Origin of the sequence: Pseudoalteromonas sp. L21, assembly GCF_021728035.1 — a bacterium.
Taxonomy (GTDB): domain Bacteria; phylum Pseudomonadota; class Gammaproteobacteria; order Enterobacterales; family Alteromonadaceae; genus Pseudoalteromonas; species Pseudoalteromonas arabiensis.
The window spans coordinates 95,513-112,424 of sequence record NZ_JAKKCV010000002.1 but is presented as its reverse complement, the minus strand read 5'-3'; the positions used below and the strand labels follow the sequence as shown (position 1 = coordinate 112,424).

The 16,912-nt window shown below is 41.4% G+C and carries 14 protein-coding genes; 11 read left to right on the top strand and 3 right to left on the bottom strand.

Annotated features, from left to right (window positions below; genetic code table 11):
• The first annotated feature begins 2 nt into the window (after positions 1 to 2).
• From L3V41_RS05775 to L3V41_RS05750, 6 genes are read left to right on the top strand one after another with little or no spacing between them, the layout of a single operon-like run.
• The gene (locus L3V41_RS05775; protein WP_237127588.1) at positions 3 to 782 is read left to right on the top strand and encodes a DUF547 domain-containing protein; all 780 of its coding nucleotides are present in this window, start codon (positions 3 to 5) and stop codon (positions 780 to 782) included.
• Complete coding sequence (locus L3V41_RS05770; RefSeq protein WP_237127308.1) at positions 769 to 2,013, top strand: ABC transporter substrate-binding protein; 1,245 nt, start codon at positions 769 to 771, stop codon at positions 2,011 to 2,013. Before L3V41_RS05775 ends, L3V41_RS05770 begins: the two co-directional genes overlap by 14 nt.
• A complete protein-coding gene (locus tag L3V41_RS05765) occupies positions 2,006 to 3,718 on the top strand; it encodes an ABC transporter permease subunit (RefSeq protein ID WP_237127307.1) in 1,713 nt (570 codons plus the stop codon). Before L3V41_RS05770 ends, L3V41_RS05765 begins: the two co-directional genes overlap by 8 nt.
• A 1-nt stretch (position 3,719) precedes the next feature.
• Positions 3,720 to 4,370 (top strand): ATP-binding cassette domain-containing protein, encoded by a 651-nt coding sequence (locus L3V41_RS05760; protein WP_062567610.1) that lies wholly within the window; start codon positions 3,720 to 3,722, stop codon positions 4,368 to 4,370.
• Positions 4,363 to 4,995, top strand: a complete 633-nt coding sequence (locus tag L3V41_RS05755) for a CDP-alcohol phosphatidyltransferase family protein (RefSeq protein WP_062567611.1) — start codon at positions 4,363 to 4,365, stop codon at positions 4,993 to 4,995. Before L3V41_RS05760 ends, L3V41_RS05755 begins: the two co-directional genes overlap by 8 nt.
• Positions 4,985 to 5,770 carry a sterol desaturase family protein gene (locus L3V41_RS05750; protein ID WP_062567612.1) on the top strand — a complete coding sequence of 262 codons (786 nt, stop codon included), beginning with the start codon at positions 4,985 to 4,987 and terminating at the stop codon, positions 5,768 to 5,770. Before L3V41_RS05755 ends, L3V41_RS05750 begins: the two co-directional genes overlap by 11 nt.
• Positions 5,771 to 5,832: 62 nt before the next feature.
• Here L3V41_RS05750 and L3V41_RS05745 read toward each other — a convergent pair whose 3' ends face one another.
• Positions 5,833 to 7,353: an aldehyde dehydrogenase family protein gene (locus L3V41_RS05745; RefSeq protein WP_062567613.1), complete on the bottom strand. Its 1,521-nt coding sequence runs from the start codon at positions 7,351 to 7,353 to the stop codon at positions 5,833 to 5,835.
• A 172-nt stretch (positions 7,354 to 7,525) separates the two neighbouring features.
• Here L3V41_RS05745 and L3V41_RS05740 point away from each other — a divergent pair, with 172 nt between their 5' ends.
• Positions 7,526 to 8,422 carry an AraC family transcriptional regulator gene (locus L3V41_RS05740; protein ID WP_157066171.1) on the top strand — a complete coding sequence of 299 codons (897 nt, stop codon included), beginning with the start codon at positions 7,526 to 7,528 and terminating at the stop codon, positions 8,420 to 8,422.
• On the opposite strand, the gene L3V41_RS05735 is transcribed toward L3V41_RS05740, so the two are convergent.
• The gene (locus L3V41_RS05735; protein ID WP_062567615.1) at positions 8,419 to 9,081 is read right to left on the bottom strand and encodes a YoaK family protein; all 663 of its coding nucleotides are present in this window, start codon (positions 9,079 to 9,081) and stop codon (positions 8,419 to 8,421) included. The genes L3V41_RS05740 and L3V41_RS05735 overlap by 4 nt on opposite strands.
• Positions 9,082 to 9,210: 129 nt before the next feature.
• Between L3V41_RS05735 and L3V41_RS05730 the strand changes: the two genes are divergently transcribed.
• Positions 9,211 to 10,242, top strand: a complete 1,032-nt coding sequence (locus tag L3V41_RS05730; RefSeq protein WP_237115400.1) for a LacI family DNA-binding transcriptional regulator — start codon at positions 9,211 to 9,213, stop codon at positions 10,240 to 10,242.
• On the opposite strand, the gene gtfA is transcribed toward L3V41_RS05730, so the two are convergent.
• Positions 10,239 to 11,711, bottom strand: coding sequence for a sucrose phosphorylase (gtfA, locus tag L3V41_RS05725; protein ID WP_062567617.1), 1,473 nt, complete (start codon positions 11,709 to 11,711; stop codon positions 10,239 to 10,241). The genes L3V41_RS05730 and gtfA overlap by 4 nt on opposite strands.
• Positions 11,712 to 11,849: 138 nt before the next feature.
• On the opposite strand from gtfA, the gene L3V41_RS05720 reads away from it, so the two are divergent.
• The 3 genes from L3V41_RS05720 to L3V41_RS19975 all read left to right on the top strand — a co-directional run bounded on the left by L3V41_RS05720 (position 11,850) and on the right by L3V41_RS19975 (position 16,893).
• On the top strand, positions 11,850 to 13,070 hold the full coding sequence (locus L3V41_RS05720; protein WP_062567618.1) for an MFS transporter: 1,221 nt from the start codon (positions 11,850 to 11,852) through the stop codon (positions 13,068 to 13,070).
• 152 nt (positions 13,071 to 13,222) lie between these two features.
• Positions 13,223 to 15,622, top strand: coding sequence for a TonB-dependent receptor (locus L3V41_RS05715; protein ID WP_237115402.1), 2,400 nt, complete (start codon positions 13,223 to 13,225; stop codon positions 15,620 to 15,622).
• Between the two features lie 185 nt (positions 15,623 to 15,807).
• Entirely contained in the window at positions 15,808 to 16,893 is a 1,086-nt protein-coding gene (locus L3V41_RS19975; RefSeq protein ID WP_276574692.1) for a methyl-accepting chemotaxis protein, read from the top strand.
• Positions 16,894 to 16,912 lie beyond the last annotated feature (19 nt).

Below are 16,912 nucleotides of genomic sequence, written 5' to 3'. Positions count from 1 at the left end.
CTATGATTAATAGTGCCACAGCGAAGGATAGCCCTGCCCAACAAGAAGCATCATTACACTCTCCTTGGCAAGCGCTCCTTATCAAGCATGTCGTTGCAATTAATGACGCAACGAGTACGCAAGTTGATTATGCGGGATTTAAGGCTGATCAATCTCAATTGCGCAGCTACTTAAGTGCGCTTTCTCAAGTAAGCCAAGCAGAATTTAATGCATGGCCAAAGTCCAAACAGCTGGCCTTTTTAATCAATGCTTATAATGCCTGGACCATTGAGCTTATTTTAACTCGGTATCCAAAAATTGATTCCATAAAAGAGCTTGGCAGCTTTTTTAGCTCTCCTTGGAGTAAAGAGTTTATCCCTTTGTTAGGTGAAACACGCAGCTTAGATAACATAGAGCATACTTTAATCAGGGGGAGTGATACGTTTAAAGAACCACGCATACACTTTGCTGTAAATTGTGCCAGCATCGGCTGCCCTGCTCTGCGTGGTGAAGCCTATATCGCTACTCACTTAGATGCACAACTAGAAGAGCAAACAACACGTTTTTTAGCAGACACAACGCGCAACTATATAAAAGAAGATAAACTTCACTTATCGTCTATTTTTAAATGGTACAAAGAAGACTTTGAGCAAGGGTTTAGGGGTGCCCACTCGCTGAGTGAATTTATATTGCTTTACTCAGACGCATTAAATTTAACAAATAATCAGATAGCTAAAATAAAAGCAAACAAGGTGGCTATTAATTTTTTAGATTACGATTGGGCACTTAATGATACTCAGTGATTTCCCTACATTAATTCGTTTTTTATTGTTTTTGGCAAGCATGGCTTATTCGGTTTTAAGCCATGCTCAAAGCTGGCAAAAAACAGTAAATGAAGGGGTAAATAACCCTGTTTACTTTCATGCTTGGGGTGGTGATGCACAGATTAATAGCTACATTCAGTGGCTTGGTGAGCAGGTTAAACAGCAGTACAACATTGACTTAGTTCACATTAAACTTGCAGACACCAGTGAAGCGGTAAGCCGAGTGCTTGCAGAAAAGTCAGCCGGTAACCACACACAAGGTAAAGTAGATCTTATATGGATTAATGGTGCTAATTTTGCTGCTATGAGTAAACACGGGTTATTAAAAGCAGATTGGGCAACTAAACTTCCCAATTTCTACTTAACAAATCCGGCAAAAAATCCTGCTGTGACTCACGATTTTGGATTACCTACGCAAGGTATGGAATCACCTTGGGGGCAAGCCTCACTAACGTTTTATTATGATAGTAAAACCGTTATTCACCCCCCTAAAAACCTAAAACAGCTTTTAGACTGGAGTACAAAAAATAAAGGTCGCTTTACGTATTCGAAACCACCGGACTTTATCGGGATGAGTTTTTTAAAATATGCGCTTATTAACTTAACAGCGACAGAGCAACGCAGCTTACTTTATCAACCTGCCACTGAAAAAAGTGCAGCACAGTTATTGCCCGCTTTATGGCAATACTTAGACGAATTACACCCAACCTTATGGCGAAAAGGTACTTTTTTTGTACAAAACAGCGCAGTATTAAAGCGTTTGGTAAGCGATATGGAGCTTAGCTTATCACTCACATTTTCAGCCGCAGAAATACCAGCCGCTGTTGAACGATATGATTTACCCCTCGCTACTAGAAGTTACGCAATGCATGACGGCAGCTTAAGTAACACACACTTTGTTGCTATTGCGTATAACGCAAGCCACAGCGAAAGCGCAAAATTAGTCGCCAATTTTATGTTAAGTGTGAAAGCACAAGCCCAAAAACAACAACCCGCTAACTGGGGAGACAACACGGTGCTTGATTTATCTTTGCTCTCGCAAGATCAAGTAGCACTTTTCAGTCAACAAGCCCTCCACCCAAGTAGCTTAGCTACAAACAATCAAAGTCCAGCATTAGCTGAGCCACATCCAAGTTGGAGCACATTAATAAACCAACAATGGCAATTGCGCTATGGCTCTTATAAACGCGGTACAGTAAGTAATGATTAAAACTCATGACACATTCACGCGCTTAATTAAGCTTAGCCCAACACTCTTGGTCGCCTTATTAGTTATACCTGTTATAGGGGGATTAATCGGTGTGTTATTACCTGCTTTTGGTTACCTTCCAGCTTTGGGCATGAAAGAATTCTCTTTGCAGGGTTTTAATGCCTTGATACAAACTGATGGTTTTAGTCATATGGTATTCCTCAGTGCCAGCAGCGCACTGATTAGTACGTTATTGGCACTTACAATGACCATACTGATTCTCGCTTGCTTTTTTAACAGCCCATGGTTGAAGCGCATTCAACGCTTATTAGGCCCTATTTTAGTTATACCTCATGCCGCAGCGGCTATTGCGATTAGCTTTTTAATCACCCCTTCGGGTTTTATTTCACGGCTATTTTCTCCTTGGTTAACTGGTTGGGAATTACCGCCAGACTGGCTACTCCCTCATGATATATTGGGGGTAAGCATGATTTTGGGGCTTACGCTAAAAGAGCTCCCCTTTTTATTGTTGATGGCCTTAGCTGCATTTGCTCAAGCTGATTTAGGTGCAAAGTTGCGCGCTCAACATAAAGTTGCCATGAGCTTTGGCTACTGCCCTATGACTGCATTTTTTAAAGTAGTACTGCCTAATTTATACACTTATATTCGCCTTCCTGTTTTGGCTGTGTTGGCCTATGCCAGTGCCAGTGTTGAGATCCCATTAATTTTAGGCCCTAATGCACCGCCAACTCTCTCTGTTGCTATCATTAACTGGTTTAACGACATTGATTTAACGCTACGTATTAAAGCCTCGGCTGGCGCAATTGCGCAACTTATGCTCACCGCCACTTTACTAATAACTTGGTGGCTGTTAGAAATAATAGTGAAGCGCGTGTTTTATTTTTATGTGGCTAACAGAAAGCGTGACTATGCAGGTAATGCGATTATGCACTTAACTCGCATAGTAACGGTTATGTTAGTCGCGAGTATTTTATTATCTTTACTTGGCTTAGTGCTTTGGTCATTTGCTGGGTTTTGGCGCTTCCCTGCATTTTTGCCTGATCAACTTGTATTAATCCACTGGCAAAATGCGCTAACAAATATACAGCCTGCACTGTTAAATTCGTTATACATTGGCTTTGCTGCCAGTGCGATTGCGATCATTCTTGTACTCGTAACATTAGAAGCTGAGCAACAACGTGCCTACGCACTATCTCACCTCAGCAGCTTTATAATTTATCTCCCTTTACTTGTTCCTAGCGTTGCATTTTTATTTGGTTTAGTTTGGTTGCAGGAGCAAATAAGCAGTCATCATGCCTATATAAACGTTATCTTTAGCCATCTACTATTTGTACTTCCTTATGTTTTTTTGTCACTGGCAAGTAGCTACAGATGCTTTGACTCCCGCTTTTCAATTTTGGCAGCAAGTCTGGGAAAACCTCCGGCTAAGGTATTCTGGCAAGTAAAATTACCCATGCTAGTTACCCCAATATGCATCGCCTTTGCATTAGGCTTAGCAATTAGTTTTAGTCAGTATTTACCAACGCTACTCAATGGCGCTGGGCAAATAAATACAATTACTACAGAAGCTGTGGTGCTTGCCAGTGGCGCAAGTCGGCGTACCAGCTCAGTGTACGCACTCATACAAATGTTACTACCAGCTCTAGCATTTGTTCTTGCTTGGCTTACTCCTAAGCTGGTCTATAAATATCAAAACAAGGCTTAATATGTATTCCTCATTAGATATTAAAGAACTCACAATTTGGCGTAATAAAACAGCACTGCTGTCACTTAATGAATCTATTCAAGGTGGTGAGATCCTAAGCATTATGGGGCCATCAGGGAGTGGAAAGTCCACCTTGCTTAATTGGCTAACAGGTATGCTACCACCAACGTTTACTGCCCACGGTAATCTCTACTTAAACCAACAAAATATTACCCATACTCCCTGTCATTTGCGTCACATTGGCTTACTCTATCAAGACCCATTACTCTTTCCTCATTTGTCTGTTGAGGGCAATATTGCATTTGCTATGCCTAAGTTAAGCAAAAAGAAAGACCTTGAAAACGTGAGTCTTGCCTTAGAAAAAGTTGGCTTAGGCGGGTTAGAAAAACGCTCTCCAGCAAGCTTATCTGGCGGACAACAAGCTCGTGTGGCACTCCTGCGTGTTTTATTAAGTAAACCAAAAGCCATCCTTCTTGATGAACCCTTCAGTAAACTAGATAGTGAGCTTCGCCAAGAAGTTCGTGACATTGTTTTTAAACAAATCAGAGCACATCAATTACCCGCTATCATGGTCACGCATGATCACAGTGATGCCATAGCTGCCAGAGGAAATATTATTAACTTAGCAACTTTGGAAAAACGCTATGCTTGATAGATACATTACACCCGTCATAAAACCGCTACTAATGCCGATTGTTACGCAATTGGATAAACGAGGCGTAACGGCTGATCAACTCACTTTAACTGGATTCATTCTAGGCCTACTTGCCGTTCCTTTTATTGCCTTTAAATTATGGAATTTGGCACTCGCTGCTATCATTTTAAACCGTATATTTGATGGTTTGGATGGCGCACTGGCCCGATATAGCAATACCAGCTCAAGTTCTGGTGGTTTTTTAGATATTACTCTCGACTTTTTATTTTACGCCGCGATCCCTTTCGGTTTTATCTTGGCTGACCCACAACAAAATGCGATTGCTGGCGCAATTTTACTAGTGAGTTTTATTGGCACAGGATCAAGCTTTCTTGCCTTTGCAGTTGCTGCTGAGAAGTTTCAGCTAGAGAAGCCTCAATTCAAAAATAAAAGCTTTTACTATCTGAATGGGTTAACCGAAGGGAGTGAAACCATCGCTTTGTTTATAGCATTGTGTTTATGGCCTAGCAGCTTTCCTGTGTTAGCGAGCCTATTTGCTGTTGCATGCACTATCACTATCATCACGCGCATCTATGGTGGTTACTTCACCCTAAAGCAACAAGAGCTAAACAATGACGAATGAACTATATTGGCGAGTCGGCTGCTTTCTCAGCATATTAATCATCATGATGTTACTTGAATGGAAAAAACCTGCAAGATTATCGCCTATTACAGCAAGGTATCGCTGGTTTGGTAATTTTTCATTGGTCATTGTATCTTCTATCATTGCACGTTTAGCGGTGCCGGTGAGTCTTACTACCCTCGCTGATTTTAATCACCAGCAAGCACTAGGGTTATTTAACTATTTAGAGCTGTCACTGTGGGTAAGTATTCCACTAAGTTTATTAATACTAGATATGCTGATTTACTGGCAGCATCGTTTATTTCATCGAGTCCCATTACTTTGGCGGCTCCATAAAGTGCATCATGCTGATTGCCACGTTGATGCCAGTACGGGATTACGCTTTCATCCAATAGAAATTGCCCTAAGTATTCTTGTTAAACTCATCGCTATAACAGTGCTTGGTGTTCCAGCGGTTGCCGTACTTATCTTTGAAGTTGCGCTCAATGGTTTTGCGCTATTCAATCATGCAAATATCTGTTTATCTGAAAAGCTAGAAAAAGCCCTGCGCCTATTTATTATTACCCAGAAACTGCATCGCATTCACCATAGTACACACATCCATGAAACCAACAGTAATTACGGATTTAGCCTAGTTTGGTGGGATAAGTTATTTTTAAGTTATCGAAACGTGGCAATAAAAGGCGATGATTTACAAGACATTGGCCTGAGCCAATATAAAGCCACTAAGCAGAATACATCTTTAGCCACACTCCTAAGCATGCCGTTCAAATAACTCATTAAAAACGCCACTACTGAGTGGCGTTTGGTTAGCTTCGACAACAATAAGCAAGGGATTTAAAAGAAGCCTAACGGGTTTTCGCTGTAACTAACTAATAGATTTTTCGTTTGTTGGTAATGATCAAGGGCAAGTTTATGTGTTTCGCGACCAATACCTGACTTTTTATAACCACCGAATGCAGCATGAGCTGGATACATGTGGTAGCAGTTTGTCCAAACACGACCGGCTTCAATCTTACGACCAAAATGATAAGCACGGTTCATGTTCCGGCTCCATACACCGGCGCCTAAACCAAACTCTGAGCTATTAGCCAGCGCTAAGGCTTCATCTTCATCTTTAAACGTCGACATTGAAATGACAGGACCAAAAATTTCTTCTTGGAATACACGCATATCGTTAGTGCCTTTTAATAGCGTTGGTTGAATGTAATAGCCACCATTAAACTCATCCGACAGTTGTTCTACTTCACCACCAGCTAGCACTTCGGCCCCTTCTTTTTTACCGATTTCAATGTAACTTAAAATTTTATCAAATTGAGCTTGCGATGCTTGTGCGCCCACCATGGTTTCGGTATCAAGTGGGTTACCACGCTTAATTTGTAAAGTACGGGCAAGTACGCGCTCTATAAACTGCTCATAAATATCCTCTTGAATAAATAAACGCGATGGACACGTACACACTTCACCTTGGTTAAAGTACGCAAGTACCGCTCCTTCAACCGCTTTACTTAAGAACTCATCATCTTTTTCCATCACATCGTTAAAGAAAATATTTGGCGATTTACCACCTAATTCTACAGTTGATGGAATAATATTATCAGCAGCACACTTTAAGATATGCGACCCCACAGGCGTTGAACCTGTAAAGGCAATTTTTGCAATACGTGGACTTGTTGCAAGTGCTTCACCTGCCTCTTTTCCATACCCGTTTACTATATTTAGTACACCCGCAGGTAATAAATCGCCGATCACTTCGAGCAACACTAAAATTGACGCGGGCGTTTGCTCAGCTGGTTTTAAAACCACACAATTCCCCGCTGCAAGGGCTGGAGCAAGCTTCCACGCAGCCATTAACAATGGAAAGTTCCAAGGAATAATTTGCCCCACTACACCCAGTGGTTCGTGAAAATGATACGCCACTGTGGTTTCATCTATTTCACCAATTGATCCCTCTTGTGCACGGATACAGCCTGCAAAATAACGAAAGTGATCAGCCGCTAATGGCACATCTGCGGCGAGTGTTTCACGTATTGCTTTACCGTTGTCCCAGGTTTCTGCCACTGCAAGCATCTCTAAATTTTGTTCAATTCGGTCGGCTATTTTTAATAAGATATTGCTACGTTCTGTGACGGATGTTGTTCCCCATGCGACTTTTGCATCATGGGCTTTATCAAGCGCCAAATCGATATCTTCTTTTGATGAACGAGGTATTTTACAAAATACCTTGCCGTTCACTGGGCTAATATTTTCAAAGTATTGACCCTTTACTGGAGCGACCCATTGGCCACCAATATAATTTTCGTACTGGGCTTTAAAATTGACTTTAGCGCCTTCGCTACCGGGATTTGTATAAATCATAATGTGTTCTCTCTTCAAATTGTTGTATTTTATTTAAGCGGTGAGTTATTGTTTGTATAACCGCTAACTATTTACGTTAGCCCAGTTACACAAAAGGCACTTGATTCTCAGTCCAGACTTTTTGACTATCTGTCCATAAATAAGGAATAGTGAGGCAACAATGAATACATCAATCACCCATAGTCACTTAGACAAAAAACGCCAACGTATTGATGTACTTATTGAAAATAAAATAAGCTTTGCTGGTAAGCATGCTGAATTAAGTATTTACGATACCTATTTAGATGCGCAGAAAGTGGCACTGCATTCCACTGAGTTATTATTCTGTGGCATGATCAGTGGTAAAAAAATCATGCATGTTGCCGACAGTGATTATCACAAAGAATTTCTACCTAACCAGTCGTTTGTACTTGCCCCAGAGCAAGGGGTATTAATTGATTTCCCCAATGCTTCACTCAATCAACCAACAACCTGTTTAGCAATTGAAATTAGTACAGATAAAATAAGCCAAGTCGTTGATAATCTAAATTTTAATCAGCAAATTACACAGGATGATTTTTTTCAGTACCAAGCTAAACTGGTGCATGCACAGCATAACCAACAAACCCAACAACTGCTTGAGCGAATGATCACCCTGTTTAGTGAAAATGAGCAGCACAGAGATTACTTAATTGATTTATCGCTTAATGAGCTAATAACCCGCCTTCTACAGCAACAAAGCCGAGATTTAATGATAGCAAGCTGCAAACAGGGTAAGCTTGCAACCCCTCTGAGCCATGTAATTAGCTACTTAGAACAGCACCTTGCTGAGAATATCGATATCGACGTGTTATGTAAGATTGCCTGCATGAGTCGCAGTAAGTTTTATCAGCAATTTAAATTGGCATTTGGTGTAACGCCAGCACTTTGGCAACAACAACTGCGCTTAAAAAAAGCCTATAAACTGCTGGAAAAAGGTGAGGCGATAAGCCAAGTATGTTATCAACTAGGCTTTAATAACCCCAGCCATTTTAGTCGTATTTTTAAACAAGCTTTTGGCGCAACACCAAAGAGTATCGCTAATCATTAAGTTGCGCTTCGATGGCTATAAACGCGATAGGTCAAGGCGAGTAAAATACAAATAGCACTTGGTACATAAAGTGCCGCAAAGCTCAATTTTGCAAATAACCATGCCCCTGCTAAGCCACCCAAAATAAAGCCTAATATAATAAGGCCGAAAAGTTTAGCCTTACGTTTATCAAGGGTTTCACCACGTAAAACCCGACCAAACATGATACCTAAATCAGTAAAGATACCTGTCACATGGGTGGTACGAACAATTGCGCCACTGTAAGTTGTTGCCAAGGCGTTTTGTAACCCACATGCCGCAGAGGCTAAAAAGTGCCCGTAGCCAGAGCCATTAAACAGTAACCAAAGTGCCCCCAATAAAAGCCCTGCCTCAATCAATAATGCCGTGTCGTAATGACGACCCAGTTTAAGTGCTGAGCTATGCAGTAAAAACCCAGCAATACCTGATCCGACTAAAAATGACAGTAATACGCCGAATAAATGAAAAGCATCAAGGCTGTTGCCTTGCATAAGATCTGCACCAAGCAAGGTGGCAGTCCCCGATAAATGCGATACAGCTTGATGCTCAAAACTAAGTAAACCAACTGCATTTACGCAACCTGCCACCAATGCCAAAATAAATGCGCCAATCTCAACCCATTTTGGTAACTTAGAAATCACTCGCTATTCGCCTTTTTCTCACACTCGAACTCATTCTCTTATGGTACGCCTAATTTAATGACTAAAAACACTTTTTTTCGACTCTTTATATGGTAATTTACCATTAAGTGAATCGATTAAGAACCGACAATGACAAAGCCAAAAAGTTGGACGCTGAAAAGTATTGCCAAAGAGTTAGGCGTTTCAAATGCCACCGTATCAAATGCGTTTAACCGCCCTGATCAATTATCGAAAGCACGCCGCGAAGAGATTTTGGCGGCCTGTAAAAAGCTCGGCTATTTTGGTCCTAACAAGGCGGCGCAATCATTACGCCGAGGCACCTTTAATATTGTTGCTTTAGTATTGCCAGACAGTGTTGAATATATGGTGTCAGATCCGGTTGCAAGCAGCTTTATGCGCGGTGTGTCGGCGGTACTCGAAAAAAATGGCATTAATCTTTTATTATTTTCAGGTAACAACGATAACCTCAATAGCGTGGTTGATTTTGTTGATGGCTTTATTTGCTATGGTCGACCACGTAATAAGCAACTTGTTGAACAATTAAAACAGGTTGCTAAACATGTGGTGACGGTTGATTTTAATATCGGTCGCGATGCCTCAGTAAACGTAAACAACCAACAAGCCAGTTTCGATATTGCCAAGCATGCACTACAAAAAAATGATGATCGGGTGGCTATTTTAGGCCTGCGTTTACTCGATAACGACGTATTATGCCGTGTATACGAGCATCATGAATTTGAAGCGGGTCAGTCTATTGCTCACCAGAGGCTGCGTGGTTATCTCCAAGCGATTAACGATGCAGGCATCACCCTTGGCGATGATAGAACATGGAACATTCCAGAAAGTAGCGAGCGCTTTGCCAGTATTGCCGCCAAAGAAGCGCTAAGCAGTACACCAAGACCAAACGTGTTGCTATGTATGAGTGATTTAATCGCCCTTGCCGCGATGCGCGAAGCATTAAAAATGGGCTTATCAATTCCTGAAGACATCAGAATTGTTGGCTTTGACGGTATAGATGAAGGACAACGATTTGTGCCAAAGCTCACGACAGTCCACCAAAACAGTGAAGAAAAAGGCCGCATTGCAGCGACCTTGTTTTTATCGAAAGAGCAGCAAACAGCCGAAATCGACTATCAACTGCAATTGGGTCAGAGCAGTTAAACTAAATAGTCAGCCAAATCGTTGATGCTTTGCTCGCCCTCTCGGTGATCGACAATGAGCACTTCACGGCTAGCAAAGTCAACTTTTAACTCGATTGAGCTGGTATCATCATGCCAGCTTAAACGACACACACTGCCTTCACCTTTCGCAATGAACTCACCGTTAAACGCTGGGTGCTCATTACGTAATTGAATCAACTTTATCAAACCTTTCACCACAGGTTTAGCAAGTGCAGCATCAATGTCTTGTGCATTTAAGTAAGGACGATTGATATCACGACCTACATTGGTGCGAGCCAGTAATTCCATATCGTTCTCACATGCAAACAGACCGCCATAATAAACTTGTGGGATACCTGGCGCGAAAAACTGAATCGCACGCGCTAATAGGTAATCAAAGTCATCTGCGCCCAAGGCATTGTAATATGTACAGTTTACTTGGTATAAATCAACATTACTTGCTGCTGCGCCGGTTGCTAGGCGGCTTTGCCCTTCACTCTTTTCATGAATAGTTTCGACCAAATTATCAATTTGCGCTGCATTTAATAAACCCGGTTTATCACCCATCGGGCCTGCGTCAATGATGCCAATACCATCATGAGTATCAAGTACCGTTAAACAGTTACGCGGCGAAATTGTTAGCCAGTTCAATAAAGCTTGCGCATCATTACTGAACAAACTATGCAAAACAAGTGGCGGTAAGGCAAAGTCATATACCATATTTACACGCTTTGCTACTTCAACCTGAGTTTGAAAATGGCTATGAATCTCCGCAATGGTTTCCATACCCGCTTCATTCGCTTGCGCGGAAAGCGTGTTCAAGTATTCAAAGGTTTCATCCAGCATAAAGCAGTTCGTGCCTGCTTCTTTAATCGCATAGCCCGCCGCATCTAAACGAATAATGTTGACATTATTATCAGCAAATTTTCCAAGCACCGTATTTAGATACTCGATACCCGCCGTTGATTTCACATTAATATCAATTTGGTTATCGGTAAATGTGGTCCAAAAATCATAGGTTTGGCCATCACCACACGCAATAGGTGTAAAACAACTACCTGGACGCGGACGATAAATTGCTTGTTGCTCAGCCTCAGACATGCCATTTGGGAATACATCGTCTTTGGTTAAAAATAAATCCCAAAATTCAGATTGCTTACCTTTTGCGAGTACATCTTTAAATTGGAAAGACTGTGCTGAAACATGGTTAACAATCAAGTCAGCCATTAAGTCATAGTTGGCACCAAGCACGTTAATATCGTTCCAGCTACCAAGGCGCGAGTCTACTTCACTATGATCAATAGGATCAAAGCCAGCATCACTGCCATCAATCGGATTATAAAATGGCAACAAATGTACACCTGCAAACACATTGTTAAGTGGGCCATTTAATAAATTACTTAATTCATCAATACCTTGACCAGTAATACGGTCTGCATAGGTGATTAATTGCACTTTATTGTTGATCATAATTGTTAATACCAAGTTGAAACTTAATCGATTAAGATATATCTTTAACCACGACAGCAAATTATTCAAGCAGTTTTTATCGTTTTTATACACTAATATACATAGTAAAGGTGCAGACCTTTCGGTGGGGATACAACAATGAATAGAACACACGATCCTTTGCAAACCATTAGATGGCTGACATACATGATGTTTTTTATGTTTGCTATGACCTCTGATGCGGTTGGTATGATCATTCCTGAGCTTATCAATGAATTTAACTTAAGCATGACCCAAGCTAGCGCTTTTCATTATGCACCTATGGCACTCATTGCGTTTAGCGGCCTATTTTTAGGCTTTTTGGCCGATAGTCTTGGCCGCAAACAAACCATAATGCTAGGACTAGGCTTATTTACGATTAGTTGTTTTCTGTTTGCCATTAGCAGCAGCTTTAGCATATTTGTGGTACTACTTAGCTGTATTGGTCTTGCTATCGGTTTGTTTAAAACAGGCGCCTTGGCATTACTAGGTGATATTTCTAAAAACAATTTAGAACATACAAAAACCATGAACTTGGTAGAAGGTTTCTTTGGTATTGGTGCCATTGTTGGCCCTGCACTGGTAAGCTTTTTAATCACCCAGCAAGTAAGCTGGACTTACCTCTACGTTATCGCCGGCGTTTTGTGCTTAATTTTGACCCTAATCGCTTGGCGTGCAGATTACCCGACACCTAAAAAACTTGAAGAACACGCTAAACCTGCGTCATTTGCAACCACAATGAGCATGATGAAAAACCCTTATGCACTAGGTTTTTCTTTAGCGATTGCCCTTTATGTTGCAACTGAAGTGGCTATTTATGTGTGGATGCCGACTTTACTTGGCGATTACAACGGTCCATGGCAATTACTAGCGACATATGCGCTAACACTGTTTTTTATTTTACGCGCGGCAGGGCGTTTCTTAGCGGTATGGCTTCTAAATCATTTAAGCTGGCAAGCGGCAATGCTGTATTTAAGCTTGGGAATTGCGCTATGTTATTTAGGGTTAATTTTTGGTGGTGTTGACTGGGCAGTATTCTTATTACCTCTATCTGGGCTATTCATGTCGATGATCTATCCAACTTTAAATTCAAAAGGTATTTCTTGCTTTGCAGTGCAGCAGCACGGTGCAGTAGCTGGGGTTATTTTGTTTTTTACCGCCCTCTCGGCCGCAGCAGGCCCCTTATTAATGGGTGTGATCAGTGATTACTTTGGCCATATTCGTTACGGTTTTTACCTCGCAACTGGCTTCGCATGTTTACTGTTTTTAGCCATGCTCTATAACTACTTACGTAACCCTGCTGAGCAAGCGTTAGCGCAGCACAGTGCGCTAAGCCACTAAATAAAAATCGTTAGAAATCAATTATCGGACATAAATCGTACAAGTTTTTTACTAAAAAAACTTGCACTATGTAAAATCATTGTTATCTTTACTTAATCGATTAAGATACAAATTTAGACAACAAACCATCTGGGATTGAAACGAGGCACATTATGACAACACACAAACATGCCCTTTACACTTTAAGCGCGCTTGCACTAGCAGTAAGTCAAAATTTACACGCCGAAGAGCAAGCACAACCGGAGGCCAAAAAAAGCGGCCTTGAAACGATTGTTGTAACAGGTGTACCGCGTCGTACAACTATTATGGCATCAAGTTCGTCGGTTAGTAGTGTTACGTTAGCTGAAATTGAAGTATCAACACCACGCTCTACCGCAGAAGCATTCAGAACTATTCCAGGTGTTCGTTCAGAATCAACAGGTGGTGAAGGTAACGCCAATATCGCAGTACGCGGTTTACCGGTCGCATCCGGTGGTGCTAAATTCCTGCAACTACAAGAAGACGGCCTACCAGTGATGCAGTTTGGCGATATTGCCTTTGGTAACGCTGATATCTTTATGCGGTTAGACTCAACTGTACAAAGTGTTGAATCAATCCGTGGTGGCTCAGCATCGACAGCAGCAAGCGATGCCCCTGGCGGTATCATCAACTTTATTTCGAAAACCGGTGAGAACGAATCAGGCAGTGTCTCAACCACTGTGGGTCTTGACTATGACTCGATTCGTACTGACTTTGAGTATGGTACTTATTTGAGTGACAGCGTGCGTTATCACATTGGTGGCTTTGTACGCCAAGGTGAAGGCCCGCGTGAAACCGGTTATACATCTAATAAAGGCGGCCAAATTAAGGCAAACCTGACGAAAGAATTTGATACAGGTTATGTGCGTGTTTACTTTAAACACCTCGATGATAAAAGTGTAGGTTATCTACCTATGCCTATGTATTCAAATGGTGACTCAATCCCAGGTTTTGATGCGCAATCAGATACGCCGCATTCAGCACTTTTCACACAAACTCTGCGTTTAAATGGTGATAACCAAATCAGCACGGGTGATATGACAGACGGTATGAACCCAGTGGTTACCTCAGTAGGTTTTGAAGCGGCCTTTGATTTAGACAACGACTGGCGCATCGAAAACCGCTTTAGAACATCATCAGTGAGCGGTAACTTTATTTCTCTTATTCCAGCTGAAGTTGCATCTGCAAGCTCTATTGCATCTAGTATTGCTGGAGATGGTGCATCACTTGTTTATGCAAATGGCGGCTCAGCAGGTCAAACTTATGGCAATGACGATTTAGCAATGCGCATTCACACATTCGATGTAACACTAAACGACATGGGTTCAATTGTTAATGACCTTAAGTTAACTAAGTCGTTTTCTGATGATACCAGTGTTACTTTTGGTTACTTTGCATCTAGCCAATCAATCGATATGTCGTGGCTTTGGAACTCGTATGTGATGGAGCTAAAAGGCGACAACGCAGCATTACTTGATGTTTTTGCAGCTAATGGTGATAGTTATTCTGATAATGGCTTGTATGCTTATGGTACTCCATACTGGGGTAATTGCTGTCAACGTAACTACGATACAGAGTACGAAACACGTGCACCTTACATTAACTTAGCCACTAAGTTTGGCGATTTAAGCATTGATGCAAGTGCTCGCTATGATTCAGGTGAAGCGCGTGGTACCTACGCAGGTGCCGTAACATCGACTATTGATATGAACGGCGACGGTACAATCTCAATTCCTGAGCAAAGTGTTGTTGGTATTGATAACGCAAATCCAAGCATTGTTAACTATGACTGGCACTACAGCTCGTACTCAATTGGTGCGAACTACCAAATTGACCCAAGTTTTGCGACATTCGCCCGCTTGAGTAAAGGTGGCCGTGCAAATGCAGACCGCTTACTATTCGGTAAAGTAGAAGCTGACGGTTCGGTTGCCAAAGCGGATGCAATTGATGAAGTAAATCAATACGAAATCGGTGTGAAAAAACGTTTTGATTCGCTATCAGTATTTGCTACAGCATTCTACGCAGAAACGGAAGAACAAAACTTCGAAGCCACATCGCAAAAGTTCTTTGACCGCGAGTATGAAGCAAAAGGTATCGAGGTTGAATCAACTTACTATGTAGGCGACTGGGATTTCCGTGGTAACTTTACTTGGACAGATGCTGAGATCGCCAAAGATGTGTTATCGCCAGAATTAGTCGGTAATACACCACGTCGTCAAGCTGACCTTATTTACTCTCTAATGGCCACTTACAACTTTGATAAAGGTGCAGCAGGCCTAAGCTTGATTGGTACAACAGATGCCTACGCACAAGATAATAACGACCTTAAGTTCGATGGCTATACACAAGTGAATGGCTTTATAAGTTACAACCTGTCTGAGAACTTAAGCCTATCGCTTAACGTGAACAACCTGTTTGACACTGTAGGTATCACAGAAGCGGAAGAAGGCTCGGTACCCAATAACGACATTATCCGTGCCCGTACTATTAACGGCCGTACAACGTCGCTTACTTTAAAATATTCTTTCTTTTAACTCTCCTCCCTCGTTTTAGCCCAGTATTTACTGGGCTTTTTCGCTTTAATAACCAGCTTTTTCACTTCTCTTAATCAAATACTCTTAATTACTCTCTTTCTAACAAAAACATTGATAATAAGTTAATACTTTGATCTATAATCAACTTGTGTAAGAAGTATCAACCATATGAATTAGGAACATACATGTTTGTCTCTAGCAAAAGCCACTCTTTACTCCAAGATCAATACAACGCGCTATTAGCTGAAGTTGAGGCACTTAAAGCCGACAATCACGTATTACGTGACGAAAACGAACGCTTAGAAGCAAAATTACATCATCAAGCTGATGATGCAGACCAATTGTTCCTAGCCAATTTATTAAATAGTTCGATTGAATGTATCACGCAAATTGAGGGTGTACGCCAAACTGTACTCGACTCATACCTTGTTATCGAAGAAGAAAGCCAAGTAACTTTACAAATAAGCCAACTCTTGAATGACTCAAATAATGCCCTGCAACATATTGTGAGTGAAATGGCGAATATGGCGAGCAAAATGGGTAGTATGACCAGTAACATTACCGGCCTATCTGATATGGCGGATAGCATCAATACCTTTGTATCAACCATTTCTAAGATTTCTGATCAAACCAACTTACTCGCGCTTAACGCTGCGATTGAAGCTGCCCGTGCGGGTGAGGCTGGTCGTGGGTTTAGCGTTGTTGCCGACGAAGTGCGTACGCTTGCAACCAACACCAATAAATCAGCACAAGAAGTGTCTGATCTAGTAAAGGAGATCATCAACAAAACCAGCGAAACAGTGACCTCGGTTGAAGATATCCAGCAAAACAACACTCAACTTTCAACAAGTTTTGATACGCTAAACAATGACTATGGTTCAATCATGAGCCACTGTGATTTAATGAAAGAAACGATTATTAATGCAGCCATACGCTCATTTGTGCAAACCGTAAAACTAGATCACATTGTTTGGAAAGGTGAAGTCTATGCGGTTGCTAATGGCACAAGTAACAAGTCGATTGATGACTTTTCAGACCATACTATGTGCCGATTAGGCAAATGGTATAATTCAGAGCAATCAAATGGCTTCAAACAACATAACGCATTTCGTCAATTAGAAGAGCCACATCGTGAAGTTCATCGCAATGGTGTTGAGGCATTAGTCATGCTGCAAACTGGCAATAAAGACGCAGCGATTAATCACATTAATAAGATGGAAGCAGCCAGTGAACATGTGATGAATTTACTTGATCAACTCGCTAATGGCTAATGGGTCGTTACTCATAATT